General features: G+C 23.5%; 4 protein-coding genes and 1 other RNA gene. 3 read left to right on the top strand and 2 right to left on the bottom strand.

Annotated elements, in window-relative coordinates; all coding sequences use genetic code 11:
- Nucleotides 1-2,556: 2,556 nt before the first annotated feature.
- The gene (tusA, locus tag GFV14_RS00465; protein WP_457914396.1) at nt 2,557-2,799 is read right to left on the bottom strand and encodes a sulfurtransferase TusA; all 243 of its coding nucleotides are present in this window, start codon (nt 2,797-2,799) and stop codon (nt 2,557-2,559) included.
- Between the two features lie 3,322 nt (nt 2,800-6,121).
- On the opposite strand from tusA, the gene fis reads away from it, so the two are divergent.
- From fis to ffs, 3 genes are all read left to right on the top strand, one after another.
- A complete protein-coding gene (gene fis, locus GFV14_RS00470) occupies nt 6,122-6,418 on the top strand; it encodes a DNA-binding transcriptional regulator Fis (protein WP_457914397.1) in 297 nt (98 codons plus the stop codon).
- Nucleotides 6,419-8,300: 1,882 nt separating this feature from the next.
- Nucleotides 8,301-9,959 (top strand): glutamine--tRNA ligase, encoded by a 1,659-nt coding sequence (gene glnS, locus GFV14_RS00475; protein WP_457914398.1) that lies wholly within the window; start codon nt 8,301-8,303, stop codon nt 9,957-9,959.
- A 7,264-nt stretch (nt 9,960-17,223) separates the two neighbouring features.
- Nucleotides 17,224-17,319, top strand: an RNA gene (gene ffs / locus GFV14_RS00480) — signal recognition particle sRNA small type.
- Nucleotides 17,320-17,671: 352 nt separating this feature from the next.
- Here ffs and GFV14_RS00485 read toward each other — a convergent pair.
- On the bottom strand, nt 17,672-17,875 hold the full coding sequence (locus tag GFV14_RS00485; RefSeq protein ID WP_457914399.1) for an HHA domain-containing protein: 204 nt from the start codon (nt 17,873-17,875) through the stop codon (nt 17,672-17,674).
- Nucleotides 17,876-19,806: the final 1,931 nt, after the last annotated feature.

The raw sequence follows: 19,806 nt of genomic DNA on the forward strand, positions 1-19,806 counted from the left end.
ATTAGATTATTGTGAAATTTTATAAAATTCTTAAAAATGTTGTATTTTAATAGGTTTTTATTTTTATTGTAATTATAGCTATATAGTAAATTCTACAATATTCATTGATTAATATAAAATAAGTCAAAACTAATGATTGAATAATAAGATATAGATAAACCTATACCTATAAAGCATTATATAAACAGTGAGTTTTGCCTGATTTAGTGGTAATAGTTTATCTACATTTGATTTATAAAAAAATACATAATGTATGCTTATTGATATGCAAATTAGAAACAATGGAAAGACTTCGGCATTACTATTATCTCTATATGTAAAGTAGATATGCTACTGCATTTTTATAAAAATTATAATTATAAAGACTACTACTAATATAAAAAGTAGTTGCAACTTATTCATAAATTCTACTTAATTATTTTATTTTATACAAACGGCAGTGAATGTTTTAACTTAATTATTTATATAATAGATTTTGAAATGTCGTAAAAGATTGCAAAGATTATTAAGTAAATTACAGAGGATTACATAAGTAAAATTCTTAACTCTTGTTAAACAACTTAATTTAGTATATTGTACACTACTAAAATATCAGTAATAATATAGAGAATTATCATACTATATAAAGATTTATGAATGAAGTCCAAGACATTATTATTTAATTTTTAATTATCGACACTCTGTGTAAGTGATAGTTGAAAGCACTTATCAGTCATGAAGCTTGATGTTACAGGTTTATCTTAGCTGCTTAATATTAATGATAGTGTTTTTAGTAGTATTATTTTTTAATTTATATTACTAAAAACTTAAAATAATTATTTTGATACTACCAGTGTATCAATAACGTTATTTTTAAAAGATTCAGTTGTAATAAAATGTCAGCAGAAAAGTATAGATACCTAGCGCTATTGTTATAATAAATTGATATCATTATAAGAATGATGAGTAGATTGTTTATTTTGTTTGTGCTGAACGGATATATAGTTTTTCAAACTGTGATGAGATTTTTTCACTGGTTAATTTATTCTTTTTAAATCTAATATAATTAAAAGAACAGAAGGTTACGTATTAAAAGATAATGCAATACAAGTAAAATTATATCAGATTAAGGTTAGAGATTCATAAAGTGTATTTTACAACGTATGTAAAATTTTAAATAACATCACGCTGTTTTTGAAGATATAATACGATACCAGTTTCAGCAGTATTAATAGACTTATATATTATGTTATGTTATATTAACAGCTATTTTATAGTCATTTTTTAATATTTTATAACAATAATAAATGTTCTATAATTGAAAAGCTATTTTGATTAAAAGTCTTTGCATATTACAATATATGCTTGTATTAACAGTTTATCAAAAAGGAGGTTAGTATTGAAGATTACTATTTTAGCTTGATTTCTATCACTACTTCTTGTAAAATCTGCAATTTATATAGCTGAAAAGATAATTATGCACTGTAATGCAATCAGAGAATTGTAAAGAGTTAGCTAAGATAGTTTTGATGTCATTTTCATAGTAAATATATTTTAGAAAATAAGTTAAATTAATTAAATATAATGCTAAAGACTGTTTGATAAAATATACTTTAAAAAGTAAAAATATAAATTAAAATAATTATTTGCAATTCTTAAATATAATCTAAGGATAGATTGATTGTTATGCAAGAAATGTACATGATCTAATGAATGCTTTTAAGGTATCAGTAATATTAAAAGATAACTTTAATGTCTATTATATGCATAGAATATATACCGATGTATAACTAGTATCACTAATAGTTATATTTAGCATGGCTATTTATCGGACTAGTTTTTACTAGAAAATACACCTCATTTAGGCAATGAGATTGAATTATTATTTTATAATAATATTTAAACATGGAATTAATTATTCTTTTACAAAAAATTACTCTAGTATTAATTTGCAATTAAAGTGTACAGATATTATGTTAATAATATGTAATATTCTTTACTTATCTAAAATTATTTAACGTATTTATCTGTATCATTCTCTTATAATCAATTACTATAAATTATGAGAGGTTATTTTATATCGTGTGATAATTGTTTTTAAACAATAGTTGATTGAAGTGACATTGTATAGTTTTTTGAGTTAGCTGTGGTTTATTTGTATTAAAAATAAAATATTTAGATTTAAAAACATTTTTTGAATACTTATCCAAATACCTTGGAGATACTTTTTATGATAAATACAAATGTTTTTCATAACTAATTGTATTTAATTATTATTAAAATTTAAAAAATAAAATATTAAATTACATTTAAAGAACTATACATATTGATTAATAAATATTAAGTATAATGATATAGGAAAATTTGATCTTTGCTAACTTTTTGAAATGTTATCGATACAAGGATAATGTAAAGTATATTAATAATAACGAATACTGATTGATATTAAATGCAAAAATTTACGTGTAATTTCTCGTGAAGCTAGTTTCAAACAACTAGAAAATTCTCATGAAATTATTATTGATAGATGTTAATACATGGGTGTATATGTATGTTGCAATGCAATTTATAGTTTTGTTATTTTTTACGTATTAGATAACGATAAAATTCTTTTTCTTTTTTAATTTCTAGGAGCTCATGATGCATAAATCGACAAAAACTGGGTATATCTCGTACTGTAGCAGGGTCATCTGCAATAATTAATAATGTCTGACCAGTATCCATGCTACGAATTGTTTTGCGAACTAACATAATAGGATCAGGACAACGTAATCCAATTATATGCAAGGTTTTATTTACATTTACAAATAAATGAGACATCACAATTCTTCTAAAAAATAAATACATTTGTAATGATAAGATAAAATCCTTATTTAATAAATAATTTTATTTTTTTAATAAGTACACTTACTGTAATAATAGTATTTATACATTTATAATAATCATGATAATTTTAAAAAAATTATTTTATCTTTTTTAAAGTTTTACGTAAAATTAATAGAATTTATAACTAAATAGTTATAAGCGTTCTGCATTTCAGTCATCTCTTTGCAATTAATATATAAAGAGTGTCAGAGGATTTAAAAAATTTGTCTATTAACTTCATTAGAAGTTGAAGTAGTTTCTTTTTTTTCAGTATAAGATACATTTTAAGATTAGTACACTTATGTGGTAAACACTTCTCTTTACTGAGAGTCAGTTGCTTAACTAAAAATTAACATTGATATTTAATAATATAATTTTTTTACTATATAAGTGTTTGTGTTATGCAGTCACAATAAAATGATTTTTATTTCCAATATTTTTGGAAAATCTATTCTTACCTATGTGTTTATGAACATTCTAATAATAGTATTATAAGAAAATATTACATGCTAAAGTCACACATCAAGATTACCTAATCTTAAACTAATGTGGGATTTATTTTAATATATTTTTTCTGTATATGTTTGAGAACAAGAAAAGGCTATATATTAATATCAGTCCAAATATTTTAATAAATTCAAACGTATAGTAAGAAAAGATATGAAGATAGTGTTAAATAACGAAAATATATTGAGTGTTTTATATTTCTGTATATTTGTAAAAATAGTTTTCGATAGAAGATACTAGCGAGAGGCTTCTTAGAAAGAATATAATATATTATTATTTTAAAGCCTGAAAAACAGAAATCGCTGAAGTAAATCAAGTTTTCTGGAGTAAATTTTAAAAATACTTATTTAGGTTTTTATTAGCAGTAGCCACAGAACATAAAGAATACTTTTATTATTGATATAAAAGATATTAAAATATAAATAGTTCTAGTTAACATTTTATCATATGAGTAAAAAGTTTTTAGCGTATTAAGAGATATATCATTCCATCTTTTTAAGATTATATTATACTATTGTAGTCAATACTAGTAATGTTGCGGACAAAAGATGTCTTACTAAGACATACAGTCTGTATAAAAGAATTTTTGTGTAAAAGTATATTGAATTAATTCAGACCATAAGCGAATAACATTCGTGAATAGTCTTGTATTACAGACGCCATACTTAATTATTAAAATAGAAAAATACAATGAACGTTATATATTTAATGTCATACTGAAACATAATTTGTAAAAGTTTATGGAATTATAGTATAATATCGGTCAATATAAAAAATTTAAGACGTTTTTAAAGACTCTTCTTTTAGAAAAAAAGAATATAATACTTATGAGGTGAAGTGACAATTTAATTCAATCTGTTGTAGATGTTCATCTTTAGAATAACAACTTATTAAAAGCAGCGTTATTTGTTTTATATTTTAAAATCTTTATGATATGACGTCTTGAGTTCAGTTCTCACTGTGTGAAGATTATCTATGATAGTGACGCGTATATTATTAGTTTATGTACTTTTAGAATAAAGATAAAAGTCTTCTTATTCAATAAAAACGTTTCTCTATTCTTTGGAGATTAGTTGAGCTACTAAATATAATGATAAAAAATAAATGCCAAGAAAGCAAATAGATCAATAGATAACTATAGCCAATATGTTTAAAAAAAATGATTAAGAATCAGCTAAGTTAATCTGATTTTCTTGATCTTTTTTTTGACTAAGTTATGCTCAAAAGTTTTTTCATTTAATACTGTCATTAATTAAATATTTTTATGGACAAAATGGCTTTAAGTGAATAAAAAAGAAATTTTTATTGACTTTAGTTGTGAATGTAATACTATTAGTATTTGTTAATTAATAGTTAAATGAATCTTAAAATATTAAGATTGAGTTTAAAGTTATAAAGTAGGTCGTAATAATAAAATGTAGAGCTACATAATATTTTAGGTTATTATTTGTTTTTTCTATACAGACAGTCAACCAAAAAGTATTACGCTGACACTATAGTGATTTATAGTTTAGAAAAATTTTAATACACTTTCATGAATGATGAAAGTCATTCGTATATTTCGGCTTTTTATTAACACTTTTAGTATTTGATTAAAATCGATAAAATATTATTAAATATATTGTTCATTATGTGTTTCATACAGATTTTAGTATTGTATTCAGAAAAATTAAACGCTAGGAGTATTAATATGCGCACTAATATAAAATTTTTACAGATTATAATAAAAATCAAAAAATAACTTCTTTGAAATGAAGAATAAAAATAAGTTCCTTTTCTAAGAAAAGGTTTTTTCGCTTTTAACCAGTGAATATATGTCTATATTTCAAAAATAATAATGACAAATTTTATTTATTGAAATCAAGTAGATTAATTGTTATTTGTAATTATTTTTATATTTAAAACAATGCAGAAAAATTATCAATTTATTAAAATATACTCAACATTTATTTTCTATATCTTAAGATTGTAATATATCAGTTGTGATAATTACAGTATAAATGTATTTTTATTATACGAATTTGATAAATTGAAGATTTATATTATTTACTTTAATCAGATAAGAATATATTTTGTTTAAATTACTATTTATATAAAGGTTATAAGTGTCGAGTATATCATGAGCATTAATATTAGATATGAAGATCTAAAAATGAAGTCTACACTTATAGTTTAGTGTTCTTGCGTTATTTTCAAGTGGTGTATTTATCCTTTGTAAAATATAATTAAGACGGTTGATGTGTTAGTATCACGAGCTAATCGCAGAATTTAGTTACTGTAAAACGGAATTCTATAGATAATATTACGTTAACTAAAATTTTGCTATTTAAGCATTCAGCCTTTTAAAGTTAAGAATCGGTGTTTTTGATCCCTGTTTACTTTTAGTAGTAAAATTAGTATAAACCCGCTAAAATCAGAGTTATCTTAGCTTATATAAAGTTTAATTTTTTACCATAAGAGTGGTTTCTTAAGTAAGATTTTAGATCTTTCGGAAAACCAACATTATCTGAAAGCAAGCAATGTGTTTCCGCTAATTTCAATAGAAAAATAAAGTGTATTATAATAGCCTACGTACAGGCGCTTAATGACTGTGATATTGAATATAAATAAGCATGTATGGGAATAGAATTTTTGTTATTTATAAAAGTTATGTACTTAATGATCAATTCCGGCGCTAATTCAACACGATTTATGATATCAGTAAGTAGTTGAAGTGTTGAAAGCATTTTTTAAATATTGGGTGTAAACAAAGATAAGAGCTAACAGAACTATGTTCGAACAACGCGTAAATTCTGATGTATTAACTATTTCTACTGTAAATTCACAAGACCAAGTCACACAAAAACCGTTGTGTGATTCAGTAAAGAAAGCACTGAAACATTATTTCGCTCAGTTACATAATCAAAATATTAACAATTTATATGCGTTAGTACTGGCTGAAGTAGAACAACCTTTGTTAAATATGGTTATGCAATATACTCGCGGAAACCAGACTCGCGCAGCTCTAATGATGGGTATCAATCGTGGTACTTTGCGTAAGAAACTGAAAAAATATTGCATGAACTAAATTTTATCAGATATTGTTATTTATAAAAGAATTTGCTATTTCACACAGTAGGCTGTTTTGTTGATATCATTATATTAATATGTGATAATACAGATCTATTTAAACAATTGCGCTATCAGCTTCTGAGATAAATAGCAATATCACTACAGATTTTATAAATAAATATATTTATATTTTTTTTGTGAATTTTATTGAGATATATATTAAGTGCTGATATTTTTATTGCAATAAGCAAGTTAACAAGGTGCTTAAAAATAAGATAGAGAGTATTGTTAAAACTAAAAACATTTAAATATTAAATTACTTTATATTATAAAGTTAATTTTTAAATATTTTTTTAGCGTTCTTGATGAAGCATATTGTTGTAAACAATCTAATCTTTTTGAATGCATATATTATTAGTTAGGTATTAGCTTTCTCTCTTTAATTTTTGTCACCTATTACATGAAGATTACATTTTTATATTTTTATTATAAGAATCGCTTTAAGTAGAAATAAAAAATATATATTTTATAATCTATTATTTGGAATTAGCATTAAGTCTATAGCTTCTTTTCTATTTGTTAATCATTTTATAGTTTTCATAAAATAATTTTTATTTATTTTTAATACTGTTTTTTAAAAAGTAATAGTAAAAAAGTAAAGTATGATATTGACTAGTCAGTTCCTGCAGATAAATTTTAATTGATATAAAAACTTATTATCTTTGGTGTTTAATATTTTTAATTAGATTGTGATTTTAATGTTTTTTTGACTGGTCATGAGAGAGAAACTTTAGAATATCTTTATGATTATTTTTACAAGTCATTATTTTATATATTTTTTCAGACGAAGAAAAATTTATAGTTATTGTATGAGTTAAGACATGTCGCAATTAATGGAACTTTTGTTACTTAGCTAATTGTAATCGTCCTTTTTTGTCACTGTATCATACGTAAGGTATCTCTAGTGCTATTATATATTCAAAAAAGTATGTACTGATAAGGTATTTTTAGTAATTTTAAGAAAAGGTGTTATATATTCATCATCACTATTTAAAACGTAGAAACTAATCAAAAACAAATCTAAGTTTTCTAAAGAGAATATATAAAGTTTAGATGCGTCTAAAATGCTATAAATTACTGTAGTAATGATACAGTTGAAAGTATTAAAAATCCGCAGGTGACTTATAAAAGTTTAAATACCTTTCAAAAAGGGGTGCATAATTTAATAACAGTTTTCGCGGTAGATTGTTGAAATATTATCTCAATACAATTGTAGTTATGCCGGCATCTTTAAAGAAAGAGATATGATTTAATAATTCTTAGTCTGTGCAAAAACCACTGGTTTATATGACAATATATTGGTGAATAATGCTGATATATATAAAACATTTTTGAATAGTGTAATACTCTAAACTAGATATAATTCTTAAGGTGTCTAGACATAATACATTTTATATGTGCAATATGATTCTAAAAGCTTTTTCGTTTTAATGAGTATCGTATTGATAGAAAAATAATTAAAATTTAAAATAAGATCAATGATATTCAAATGTACGATTTTAGTATATATTACAGTAGCACTGATTACCTAATTGTTGAATAGAGAATATGAAATTTTTATAAGAGTAATTTCTTAATAATCACGTTATATCATAAAAAATATTCAATATATTCATTAGGATATATGTTATTTAAATAATTCATATGTTATACCTGTCATAAAATAGGTGATGTGGTTTATTTTTGCTATATAATTTGTTTATTTAGTTATTTACAGGTTTGTAACAATTATTATATTACTCAGTATTATAAAGGTTACTGATTAAATAGTGATTTCCTAATTTTTATAGTAAAAAGATATTTTGTTGTTATACGTTTTGTATTAAGGAATTATAATAGTGAATAAAGTAAAAACTCGACAAACAAATTTCATCCGTCAGATCATAGATAAAGATCTATCGAGTGGAAAACATACTTCCGTGAAAACACGATTTCCACCTGAACCTAATGGTTACTTACATATTGGTCATGCCAAATCACTTTGCTTAAATTTTGGTATTGCGCAGGACTATCAGGGACAGTGCAATTTACGGTTTGATGACACTAATCCCATAAAAGAAAATATTGAATATGTAAAATCAATTCAATACGATGTGCATTGGTTAAATTTTCAATGGAGCGGTAAGGTTCATTACTCTTCAGATTATTTTGATGTGATTTATCAATACGCTATAGAATTGATTAAAAAAGGCTTGGCTTATGTTGATGAACTGAGCGCTGAGAAAATTCGCGAATATCGTGGAACACTAAAAGAACCCGGTAAGAATAGCCCTTATCGTAATCGTGATATCGAAGAAAATTTAGTACTTTTTGAAAAAATGCGAGCTGGTGGTTTTAAGGAAGGTAAAGCTTGTTTACGTGCTAAAATTGATATGGCATCACCTTTTATTGTAATGCGTGACCCTATTTTTTATCGTATTAAATTTGCAGAGCATCATCAATCTGGAAATAAATGGTGTATTTACCCAATGTATGATTTTACACATTCTATTTCTGATGCGTTAGAAGGTATTACGCATTCATTGTGTACGTTGGAGTTTCAAGATAACCGTCGTTTATATGACTGGGTTCTAGACAATATTAGCATTGATTGTCATCCTCGTCAGTATGAATTTTCACGTTTAAATCTTGAATATACTATCATGTCTAAGCGTAAGTTAAATCAAATAGTGTTTGAGAAATTAGTTGATGGTTGGGACGATCCACGTATGTTAACTATTTCAGGTTTACGTCGTCGTGGTTATACAGCTGCATCTATTCGTGAATTTTGTAAGCGTATTGGTGTAACTAAGCAAAATAATAATGTTGAAATGGCGTTATTAGAGTCTTGTATTCGTGACGATCTGAATGAGAATGCACCGCGCGCAATGGCGGTAATGAATCCAATTCGTTTAGTCATTAACAATATGTCGACAAGTGAAGAAATTTTAGCAATTCCTAATCATCCAAATAAACTGAAGATGGGTGTACGTCAAGTACCATTTAGCCGTGAGTTGTATATTGATCGTGCTGATTTTCGTGAAACAGCAAAAGATCAATATAAACGTTTAGTTCTAGGTCAAGAAGTGCGTCTACGTTCTTCGTACATTATTAAAGCTGAATATCTTGAGAAAGATAAAAAAGGTAATATTACGACTATACATTGCACTTATGATCCATTGACACGTAATAAAGATCCTAGGGATGGTCGAAAAATAAAAGGAGTTATTCATTGGGTGAGTATCGCACATGCGCTACCAGCAGAATTTCGTCTTTATGATCGATTATTTACTGTGCCAAATCCTGGAGAAATAGAGAATTTTTTGTCTGTGATTAACCCTGAATCATTGGTTATTTGTCATGGTTTCGTAGAGCCTAGCCTGCGTACAGCAAAAACAGATACACCGTATCAGTTTGAGCGTATAGGTTATTTTTGTCTGGATAAGAGTTTCAACAGTAAAGGTAAATTAGTATTTAATCGCACTGTTGGGTTACGTGATGTATGGGCTAAGATTTAAAATTAATCATTCTCTATTATTCCTGCGGTAGCATACTTTTGATGACGTTAATTGATCTAAATAATAACCATTGTAGATTATTTAAACTTGATGAATTAACGGTTAGCTTGCAATTCGGATTATTTTATAAATAATTTCAGTAATTATGTTTTATAAAATCTTGAATTATGAATCTATCTTTTGATATAATTAGTAAGTGTTAATGATTATAGTATCATTAACAGTAGTTATTTTTTTGTTTGGATCACAGGTGATTCAGGTTAAAAATTTATTTTTAGTTTTTTCTGTAGAAGTACAGTATATGTGTATAAGTAAGACTTCTATCTAATATAGTATATTCTAAGTAATTATCATCCAATATGTCAAGTATAATTCTGTAAGCGCTCAATCATTATCTAATATTTTTGCAATTTATTTAAGTAGATAAATAATTGTAGGAGATCAGTATTATTGCAAAGTAGTATTTATAAAACTGACAAAGAGTAGATTTTTATTACTACTTATTTCAATAAATTAAAATAAGATTGATTGTTTGATATGTTGCAAAAATAATATTAATTATTAGTGATATTTACTTGGTAGTTAAATGAATTGTATTAATATTAGTCATTAATTTTACTATTGGTTGAGAAATAATCTATATCTTTTTTTAAAATATCTCTTTATAATAACTAATTTTTAGTATTAAGTGCTAATGCATATAATTTATGTAATAATACTTAACATGTATTATTACAAGTATTTTTTGATCTTGCAAATGTAAATTACGCTTTTCAATACTTGTAATTTTTCGATATAACTTAGAGTTTTTGTGTATTAAGGTTATTTTATATTAAATTAATATTTTATATCAATATACCTAACACTTAATACTTCATGTATGTGTCAATAGACATAACTTTAGGTGTTGTTAAGATTTTACTTATCTCTCAATAAAACATTGTGATTATCACTAAAAAAAATAGATACAATCATTTGTGAAACTCAGTTAATATTCCTCAATGATGATGCAATTAACTTCAAACTCAACGTTGTTTTATATAGGCATGAATAAGACTCTCTGTTTGATATTTTACTCAGTTTATTAAGTTAATCATATTATAAAGTTTATTTTTGTCAGTCAGTGCTGTTTATAATAAATAGTATTTTATGTACTCAACTATCATTCTTATTATATCATGTTTAATTCTTTAGTTAATTTTATCATCATACTATGATTGAGTTAATATTCTTATGTTTAGTATCTTAATGCAATGTTATAATAGACAATACATATATATTGTTGATAAGTACAGTAGAACAGTGTTTTAAGTTGTTCACTACTTACCGTGAAACTTACAAGTTTAAATACTATTAAAAATTTGATATAATTTTTATATGTTGTGAGAGGTGTGGTAAGTATATTGTATGATTGATTATATTAAATTTTAATGAATAATTTTAACTATCAAAAGTGCTAAACTAGATTGATGTAGATCTTAAATCGCTATGAAATACTTAAATTTATTGCAATTAAGTTATTTATTGAATATTTGTATTAATTGTAGTGATTATGCTTTTTATTTAATTTTTAAAATATAATCAAAGTTATATTTTAATTAATTTATAATATCTTCGTTTATAATTTGTAATTTTTTTTAAAAAAGTTGTTATTATTTATCGTTTGAAATAATGTTATGAAGATAATATGACAAAAAAGCAAAAATTATGTGCAGTGAGTATAGTTTATTTCAAGAGTCTTGGTGTGTTAGTGCTCGTAGCAAGACTATAATTCATCGGTATCTTAAAAAAAGAATTTTTATTTTATTGTAAAACTTCTTAAAGAAGATAAATACGACTTTATGTAATAGTACTATTTGATGAATTCAAATTATTAGCGCATAGCCTCGATGAATATATCAATTTTGTTAAATATAGAAAGAAAATGAATAACTTGGCTATTTATTAACCTAAGACTGTGTTTAAAAAATTTTACGTTGTTATTGGATGCAAAATACAGAACGTAATCGACAACTGTACAGATAGTGATTTTTGTTTATAATTTTAAGATAGATTGATGGGACGGATTGTTAATCTTTCTAACTAAGTGCGTGGGTATATGTTAGATCCAAATTCAGTACTATTCATTTATGTTTTTAGTATTATATAAAATATATCATGAATATTTACATTGTATTTGGTATTGCAATAAATTCTAAAAAAATAAAAATGACGATCTAAATCGAGTTTGATAACGAAATAAGGTTCATTAGGCTTTTATAGATAGAATAGTGAATGCACAAAAGATTTATGCATACTCATCTTTGGTGTTATTTTATATTAGTCTCTCAGTGAGAGTGTTATTTTTTAAAATAATTATCAATTATCTTATTATCATATTTTTTGTTATTCGTATAGTATAAATAAAAATTATTATCGAAAAGATGTTGAATAGGTTTTAATTATTTTTTAACTTTACATTAATATATATACTAAAGATTCAATCTATTTTGTAACTGGTATTTCTATCATCTAATATACCATTGCCAATTCTATGAAATAGAATTGTATTTTTAGGATGCAGAACTGTTAAATAATTTTTAATAAAAAATCGTTAAATATAAAAATTTAACGTACCAGCTTTCTATTACTGAATGGTTTAATACGTGGAATAATGAATATGCTCATGTATGTTACTCTAAAATATAAATAGACTCCATTAAGTAATAAATTCAGATTTTTATAAAATAATATATTGATAAAATATTTTATTGTTATTCGATTTGAGTGTATTAGTATCAATAATGTGAAATTATTGTTTTTTGTAATTTATTTTCACTTATAACGTTAAATATTAGGTATTAATTTGATTATTGATGAGTACATATTACTTATTGAGATAAGTAATATTACTTGATGGTATTATTATTGATGATATTTTAATAAATAATTCATCTCTTACGTTTTTTTTGATATTTTTATATGAACACTGATTTTTATCGAGTGGTAATAGCTCATTTATAGTGAGTATAAAAAATTTTTATTTAAAATATAGTTAGTTTTTTGTAATTATTAAGTTTAAGAGATATATAATAATTGCGTATTATTTTCTTATCTGAAATCTAGTACAATTATCTTCGATTTAAATGATATTTCAATACTTAAAAGAATTTTTACAGTACTCAGGAAATAAAGCTGAGTTGTACTAAAAAATATCATATATTAATATATATTTGAGTAGTTATTGTATTTTATGTGTAACAATCTATATTGTAAACATGATAAGTATATATGAAACAGTTAGTTATTACGCTAATCTTCCTGTCTATTATGAAGTTAAGATTATATAAAGTGTCTTATTAATTATGAGAAAGTTAGAGGCACTAAACTAATAATTTATGAGGTCATGACATTTTAAGTTAATAGATTGCATTTTTCTAGATAACATTTATACTTTTTATAAAATTTTTATATATTTATTTTCTTTGAAAAAAAATTTATCTAGGAGTTTATTTTAAAGTTTTTATAAGTAATAGAACTAGAGAGTTAGAATATTATTTTGTACAGAAGTATTAATATTACTTATTCCTGATGGATAAAATACTTTAAATAAAATTTTAAAAATAAATATTCAACGTTGATTTTTAATGTATTTGATATGCAAGATATTTTCTCGTGGCTATTTAGCCAAAAGGCTCAATTAATTAATTATATTATTTATGGTTGTAGTGAATAAAGATATTAAAAAATTTTATTACTATACTATAAATAACATAAAACTCATAAATCATGAGTTATTGAAAATTCTATTGTCTATGCTCAATTAAATATTGAAAGATTAAATCTTTTTTAAGATAAAGTATTTTATTTTTTTACTAAGTTTAGTAAAATTTAATAAAAACTGGATGTAATATTTATTAATAAAAATTATTAATAATGTAATGGTTTAATTGTAATGCTAGATAAAGTAATTATATCTAGATTTAGAAAAGTCTAGCCAAATTTTTAGTGAAAACATAATAATATTTAAAATATGTGTAGTTTTTTTTAATTATTACATACTTGTTATTTTTAATACTAAGCATGATGAACAGTATATAATACTTCGTATAATCATAACTAGATAACTAGTTAATCTTGATTACGCTATTATTATTATAAATTGTCTGTAGGTGCACTGATTTTTTAATTTTTTATAACCAGTTTATTAGTAATAAAATGAAGATACTTTTCAATATTTTTCAGTTTGACTTTAATGAAATTTAGAATATTATATAATAATGAAATTAAATAAAATTTCTATAGATATTGTGAGTATAGTTTTCAGTATGACTCTACTCACTACTTAAGAATGAATGATCATATAATTAAAATATGTTACTAGTTTATTTAAATAACAATTTATTAGCATCTCATATAATATTTTCTTCTGTGAGATAAAATTAATTCTTTAAATAAGAAAGTGCTAATATTAGATATTTTTTATTATTTTATTTTTATCTTGAAATTAGTGACAATTTCAAAAATTGACTAAAGTATATTATATTTATAGTAGATTTAAATTTTGTATAACTTTTACAGTTTACATCTAATACATATAATATTAGAATCTGAATAATAAGTTTGGTTAATTCTCTTATCATAATGTTTAGTTTGATAAATTAATAATTGATATACTTTATTATAGAAATGAAAATGACATAATTTTATGTATATCTCTGAACGTAGAGATGAAAACAAAGAATATAAAAATAAATATAATAATATGCTTTAATGTATTCAGAAACTATTACAATACAAATAAAGTGTTATTGATATAAAATACACGATTAAAAATAAGCACAGATACTTTGTATTGTAGTCTTCTATATTTTCTTATGTAACTAAGATCAAATACAGTGGTATTTAAAAAAAAGAGCAATTAAGAAATTAGTAAGTTTTTATAAAATATATAATAAACTAGTAAATTATTGTGAAAAATTATCCTCTCTCAGAGGTTTAGTAGTTTATAAGAACTAATATGTATGTCATAAATCACAATATTTAAATATAAAATTCATTGAATTATCTAAGAATGTGTTGAGGTTATTTCTTTTAGGACATTTAAAACTGTATAAATATCTTGAATAAAATTCACTATTAACAGTATGATATAATCATCAATGATAGTTGATGCACAATGCAATGAAAGAAATAAAAATAATTATTGTGCTAACAATGAAGAAATATATTACAAATAGTAAAACTATTTAGACTTAAGTAATACTGTCTAGCACTACAACTGAGTAAATGTTATATAGATTAGTGTGATGTCTATATACTTTAAAATTGTCATTTATACTAATATCAAATATAGTTCTTTTAAGAGCTTATTTAGTGTTTTTGTGTTATAATAAGATAAATAAATGATAAATATATAAAGAGAAAGTAGGTATTCAAATATTCTTTTTTGTTTGTCTGTATTTTGATATTATTTACTTAGTATCATATATGATTAATAATTTAATATTTAAAGATGACATTAAATAATAGAGCGTATAGAATAGTTATTCATGATCTAGGAAAATGTATTTAATGGAATTTAATACTGTATTTTAAAGAGAGAGAGAGTTTAGATGATTCGTGGAAATGTTTTTACTAGCATATAAAATAATAATAAAGATCAATTTTGTCTGTTCAGTAGGTTATAAAATGTGGTAAATATTAAATATTCTAATATTTCGATACCGATTCTCATCATTCTATGTTTGATTTTGTTATACATAGCATAATTTTACTTCTTAGTTATAGCATTATCAAGTATTATTAAACGATCATTAGTATAAGAATACTCATTTCAGTTATTGATTAATGAGATAGTGGAAGGTTTTACTTAGTTTTTTTCGATAACATTAGTTGATTTTACTCGTTTGTAATAGAGATTGTTTTAGCGTATAGAGTGTAGTTGAGATGTTATTGTATAATTGCTGTATTTCGTGTCGGTTTTTTGTTAAATACTATATAACTTTTAATTACTTTAGGTTGCTTCTTAATACTATACTATTTATTAGATTAGCTTATATTATTTCAATACATTATTGACATATATATTTAATATTATTCTTTTATCATGTACGTTTAAGCATGGTACCTTATGTAGAGATTGTTTCAGTAAATTACGTTGATGATCAATACTACAATTAGTGAATACAATAGATCTGGATGAATGAGTTAGTTATTATACATGATAATAAGATACATACTGCTAATTTATTATGAATTATCTATCTCTTAGAGATAAGATCTTATTAATTTTTCAGCGTGATCATTAAATTCATTATCTCAAAATAAAAAGTGAATAGTATTAATATTAGTTATAAACTATATCAAAAATTACATTCTTATAATTTTTATATTTAATAATATCAGGTATTTTCTATAACATAGCAAGTTCAATGTACATTAGATATATTTGTATGACTATATTTGTATCAAAGTGGTTTTTATCCAGAAATTTCCTCGTTATTTTTTTAGTAAGAGCATGTAGTATGTTATGATTTCAAACACTTGAACAGAACTATTACTAGCAATGAAATTAAGTATAATGAAGCAGTATTCTAAAATATAGTTGGTGATTTCTATTTTAATATTTATGAAAGTTTAAAATAATTTTCGTAATCATAGATACACAAAGTATTAAGCAAATAAGTATACCTCATGCAAATAGTATAATATCAGTAAAAATATTTTAGTTTAAAATAAGATATTGTTATAATAGTCGAAGGTTAATAGATATAATGATAGTAATGATTAAAGATGTCACAGAACATGTGATTAGATATCTTTAACTTATTTAAGATATATTAAGTATTTAAAATTTTTTTCAATGTAGAAAAGCATGAATATTTATTTGAATCAATACTTGTATTTGTCTATTCTTACGTTTATTGTTTATATTTTAAAAAAAAAGACTGAAAAAGTTCTCCTTGTTATTGTAATGCAATGTAATTGATAATAATCTGAAATTTAGATACATTTTAAGATTTTATGAATAATATTAGCACTCATATCAAGATACAAATATTTGTGCTAGCTCAAAGATTGAGCATGTTAAATGGTTTGAGTATTTCGTAAAACTTATATACTAAAATAGAGTGATTTTTTTTAAAATATCTGCATTTACTGTTTTTAGTTGTATGTAATATAAAATATTTTTGAGTGTTGCTTAATAAGTTTTTATTGCTCTAATAATTTTTATTAAGTATAATAGATTTTCTTTTTAAGAAAAATTAGATTTATGGGGCTCTATTGGTTCTCTTGGAATGCTAATTTGTTAACTTGGTCAGATTCGGAAGGAAGCAGCCATAGCAAGGGATGCGTATGCCGAGATGAACTGATAGCGCTTCCGCCCGTATTGTTTTCTACTCTTATCTTTTTTCATTATTTTTCTGATAGATTTTATACAAGTGTCTATATAAAAAGGATTTAGGAAATTTATTTACATTTTATTGCATTTTATATAGTTTAATTTTTTTCTATTTGAAAGCATTAGAATAAGAATGAGTAGTAACACATATCTTCTATTGACCATATGTTTTATTAACTTAAAAAGTTAAATATAATAAATTAAAAAAATAAAAGTATACTGGAAAAATAAATTTACCTAAGATTTACTATATAATAATATATACATATTAAGCCGATAAAATAAACTATCGGCTATCAGTCTTTTTTCTGAGCAAATAAATTCGTAGTTATCTAACAAATTTCCAAACTGACGCAGGGATTTTGTCATACAATTTATTCATTGTTAGTTCTGCAAGACGATGGTCAGCAGCCGAGTAAAATAACCCTAACTCGTCTTCAGAAAGTTTATATTTATTTTTCTCGATAACACGTTCAAGTGTGTCAATTTTTGTGCATTTTCTCAAACGCATCAAATAATCAATTTTAGTCATAATACCTTTTCTTTTATTGGAAATGAAAAAACATTCTATAAATGCTATTTTATAGTTAATTTCATCATGAATAGTATTTTTTTATGTTTTATGGGCAGGGCATGTGAAATTATAATCAAATACAGTAATAATATTGTATTCATCCTTTGATAATCAATTATTTGATGTAAGATTATAACTATGTTATAAAATAAAGCACAAGTGTTATAAAAATACTCTAAAGTGAATAATATTATGAGATGTAGATAGTATTTTATATTGCCCGAAAACAGTTATAATATATTCTATACATTTATTATCTCGAGAATATTGACATTAAATTAAACTAATTCATTTAATGCGTATTAATTCTTTGTAAACTAAACATCGCTTCTCGATTTAAACTGTTAACATATTTTCATTTAAATATGTCATAAGGTTAGGTTAAATATTTTTCATGATTACCTCCGAAGGAGAAAATAACTTTTGCTATATTGATTTGTATATAAAACCACTCAAATGCGCACTAGATAAATTGTATTTTAATTAACAAAAATATCAGATAATCAATACGTGTAATTTTAAAACAGTATATAATTATGTAATTAATGTTCAAATCTTGTTTTTTATTTTTTAACATTCAGTAATTTTTCTTATAACTATAATGTCTCATTTGATTCGCCATGCTTCAAAATGATATGGAAGTGTAGAATTCAATTAAGTATTACCACCTCAACGATCGAGTCTTATATTTATAATACAGATTATTTGAAAATATTGTATTCTTATAATTTTATCTAATAACACATTTTTATACAGGAAAGTATTTTTATGCAGGCTTAAAAGCTATCAAGATCATGGTTTTATCTGTAAGACTTTTGTTTATGTTGTAATTAAATGATTTAAACTATGTATTTTCGTTATGATGTATCTTTTTTATAATGTCTAAAATCTTTTATCTGTATTAAAATATTTTTATTAATATATCTATATTTATAAAATTTTCATACTAATGATTTTGAACGTCAGATGAGCGTCCAAAGAATGCTGATATACGCGTCGTAAAATAACATTTAGCTAGTTAACATATTTTATGGCAATGCTATCTTCAGATATATAGCAAATTCATGCAATGCTTTGTACACAAGGACTTCTAAAATGCATTATTTTTAATTTTTGCTCAATAAGAATTGAACTTATTGAAATATTTAAACCTTAAGATTGCAATTTTAATTGTCGTATATCATTTTGATAAAAATGTAATAATCATTATCTTTAAAAAAGATTTTATAGTTTTTAAGGCTAATGAATATATTAATAATATAATATATCCAATCAAAATAAAAGTAAGTAAATGTTAATTAGACAAACTCTAATTTTAGGTAATTAATAAAAATTCATGGAATCACCATTTAAAGTCAATCAATATTGCATATTGTTGATAGAATATTGATAATGTGAATTTATTTAATGACACTTTACTTCACGAGAAATTATGCCGTATTGTCAGGTGGGAGATCATTGAGATAATGATCACTCATTCCCTTCTGTAATTTTTTGAATATGTATCAAATATTATTGTGGTGTTAAATGTTATTTTTGAAAAATTTTTATAAAATTATAAAAATTGATAGATACAGCAGTAATATCTTTGATACATTAGAAAATTATTAAATTTTTCGACTTGTGACGCAGTTAGTTCAGAAGGCAATGTACTGATTCAATAAACATTGTTACTGTAATCATAGTACAATGCTTTGTACTTTTAATTTCTTAATAAATATTTGTAAATTATCTTAATGTTATTTAGGGTTGATATATGTACTCCACTTATTCAGTTTTTTATGGGTTCTAATGGAGATCTGATGTACGCCTTTATAATATTCCAGCTCAGTAATAGACGTTAAATTATTATAATACGAATAGTCATGAACAATTCAAGAGTCTTAATA

This window comes from Candidatus Hartigia pinicola (genome assembly GCA_020541205.1).
GTDB lineage: Bacteria > Pseudomonadota > Gammaproteobacteria > Enterobacterales > Enterobacteriaceae > Hartigia > Hartigia pinicola.

What these genes read in the sequence shown, in the direction of transcription:
- tusA (WP_457914396.1), bottom strand. Translation starts at nt 2,799, where the DNA reads ATGTCTCATTTATTTGTAAATGTAAATAAAACCTTGCATATAATTGGA.
- fis (WP_457914397.1), top strand. Translation starts at nt 6,122, where the DNA reads ATGTTCGAACAACGCGTAAATTCTGATGTATTAACTATTTCTACTGTA.
- GFV14_RS00485 (WP_457914399.1), bottom strand. Translation starts at nt 17,875, where the DNA reads ATGACTAAAATTGATTATTTGATGCGTTTGAGAAAATGCACAAAAATT.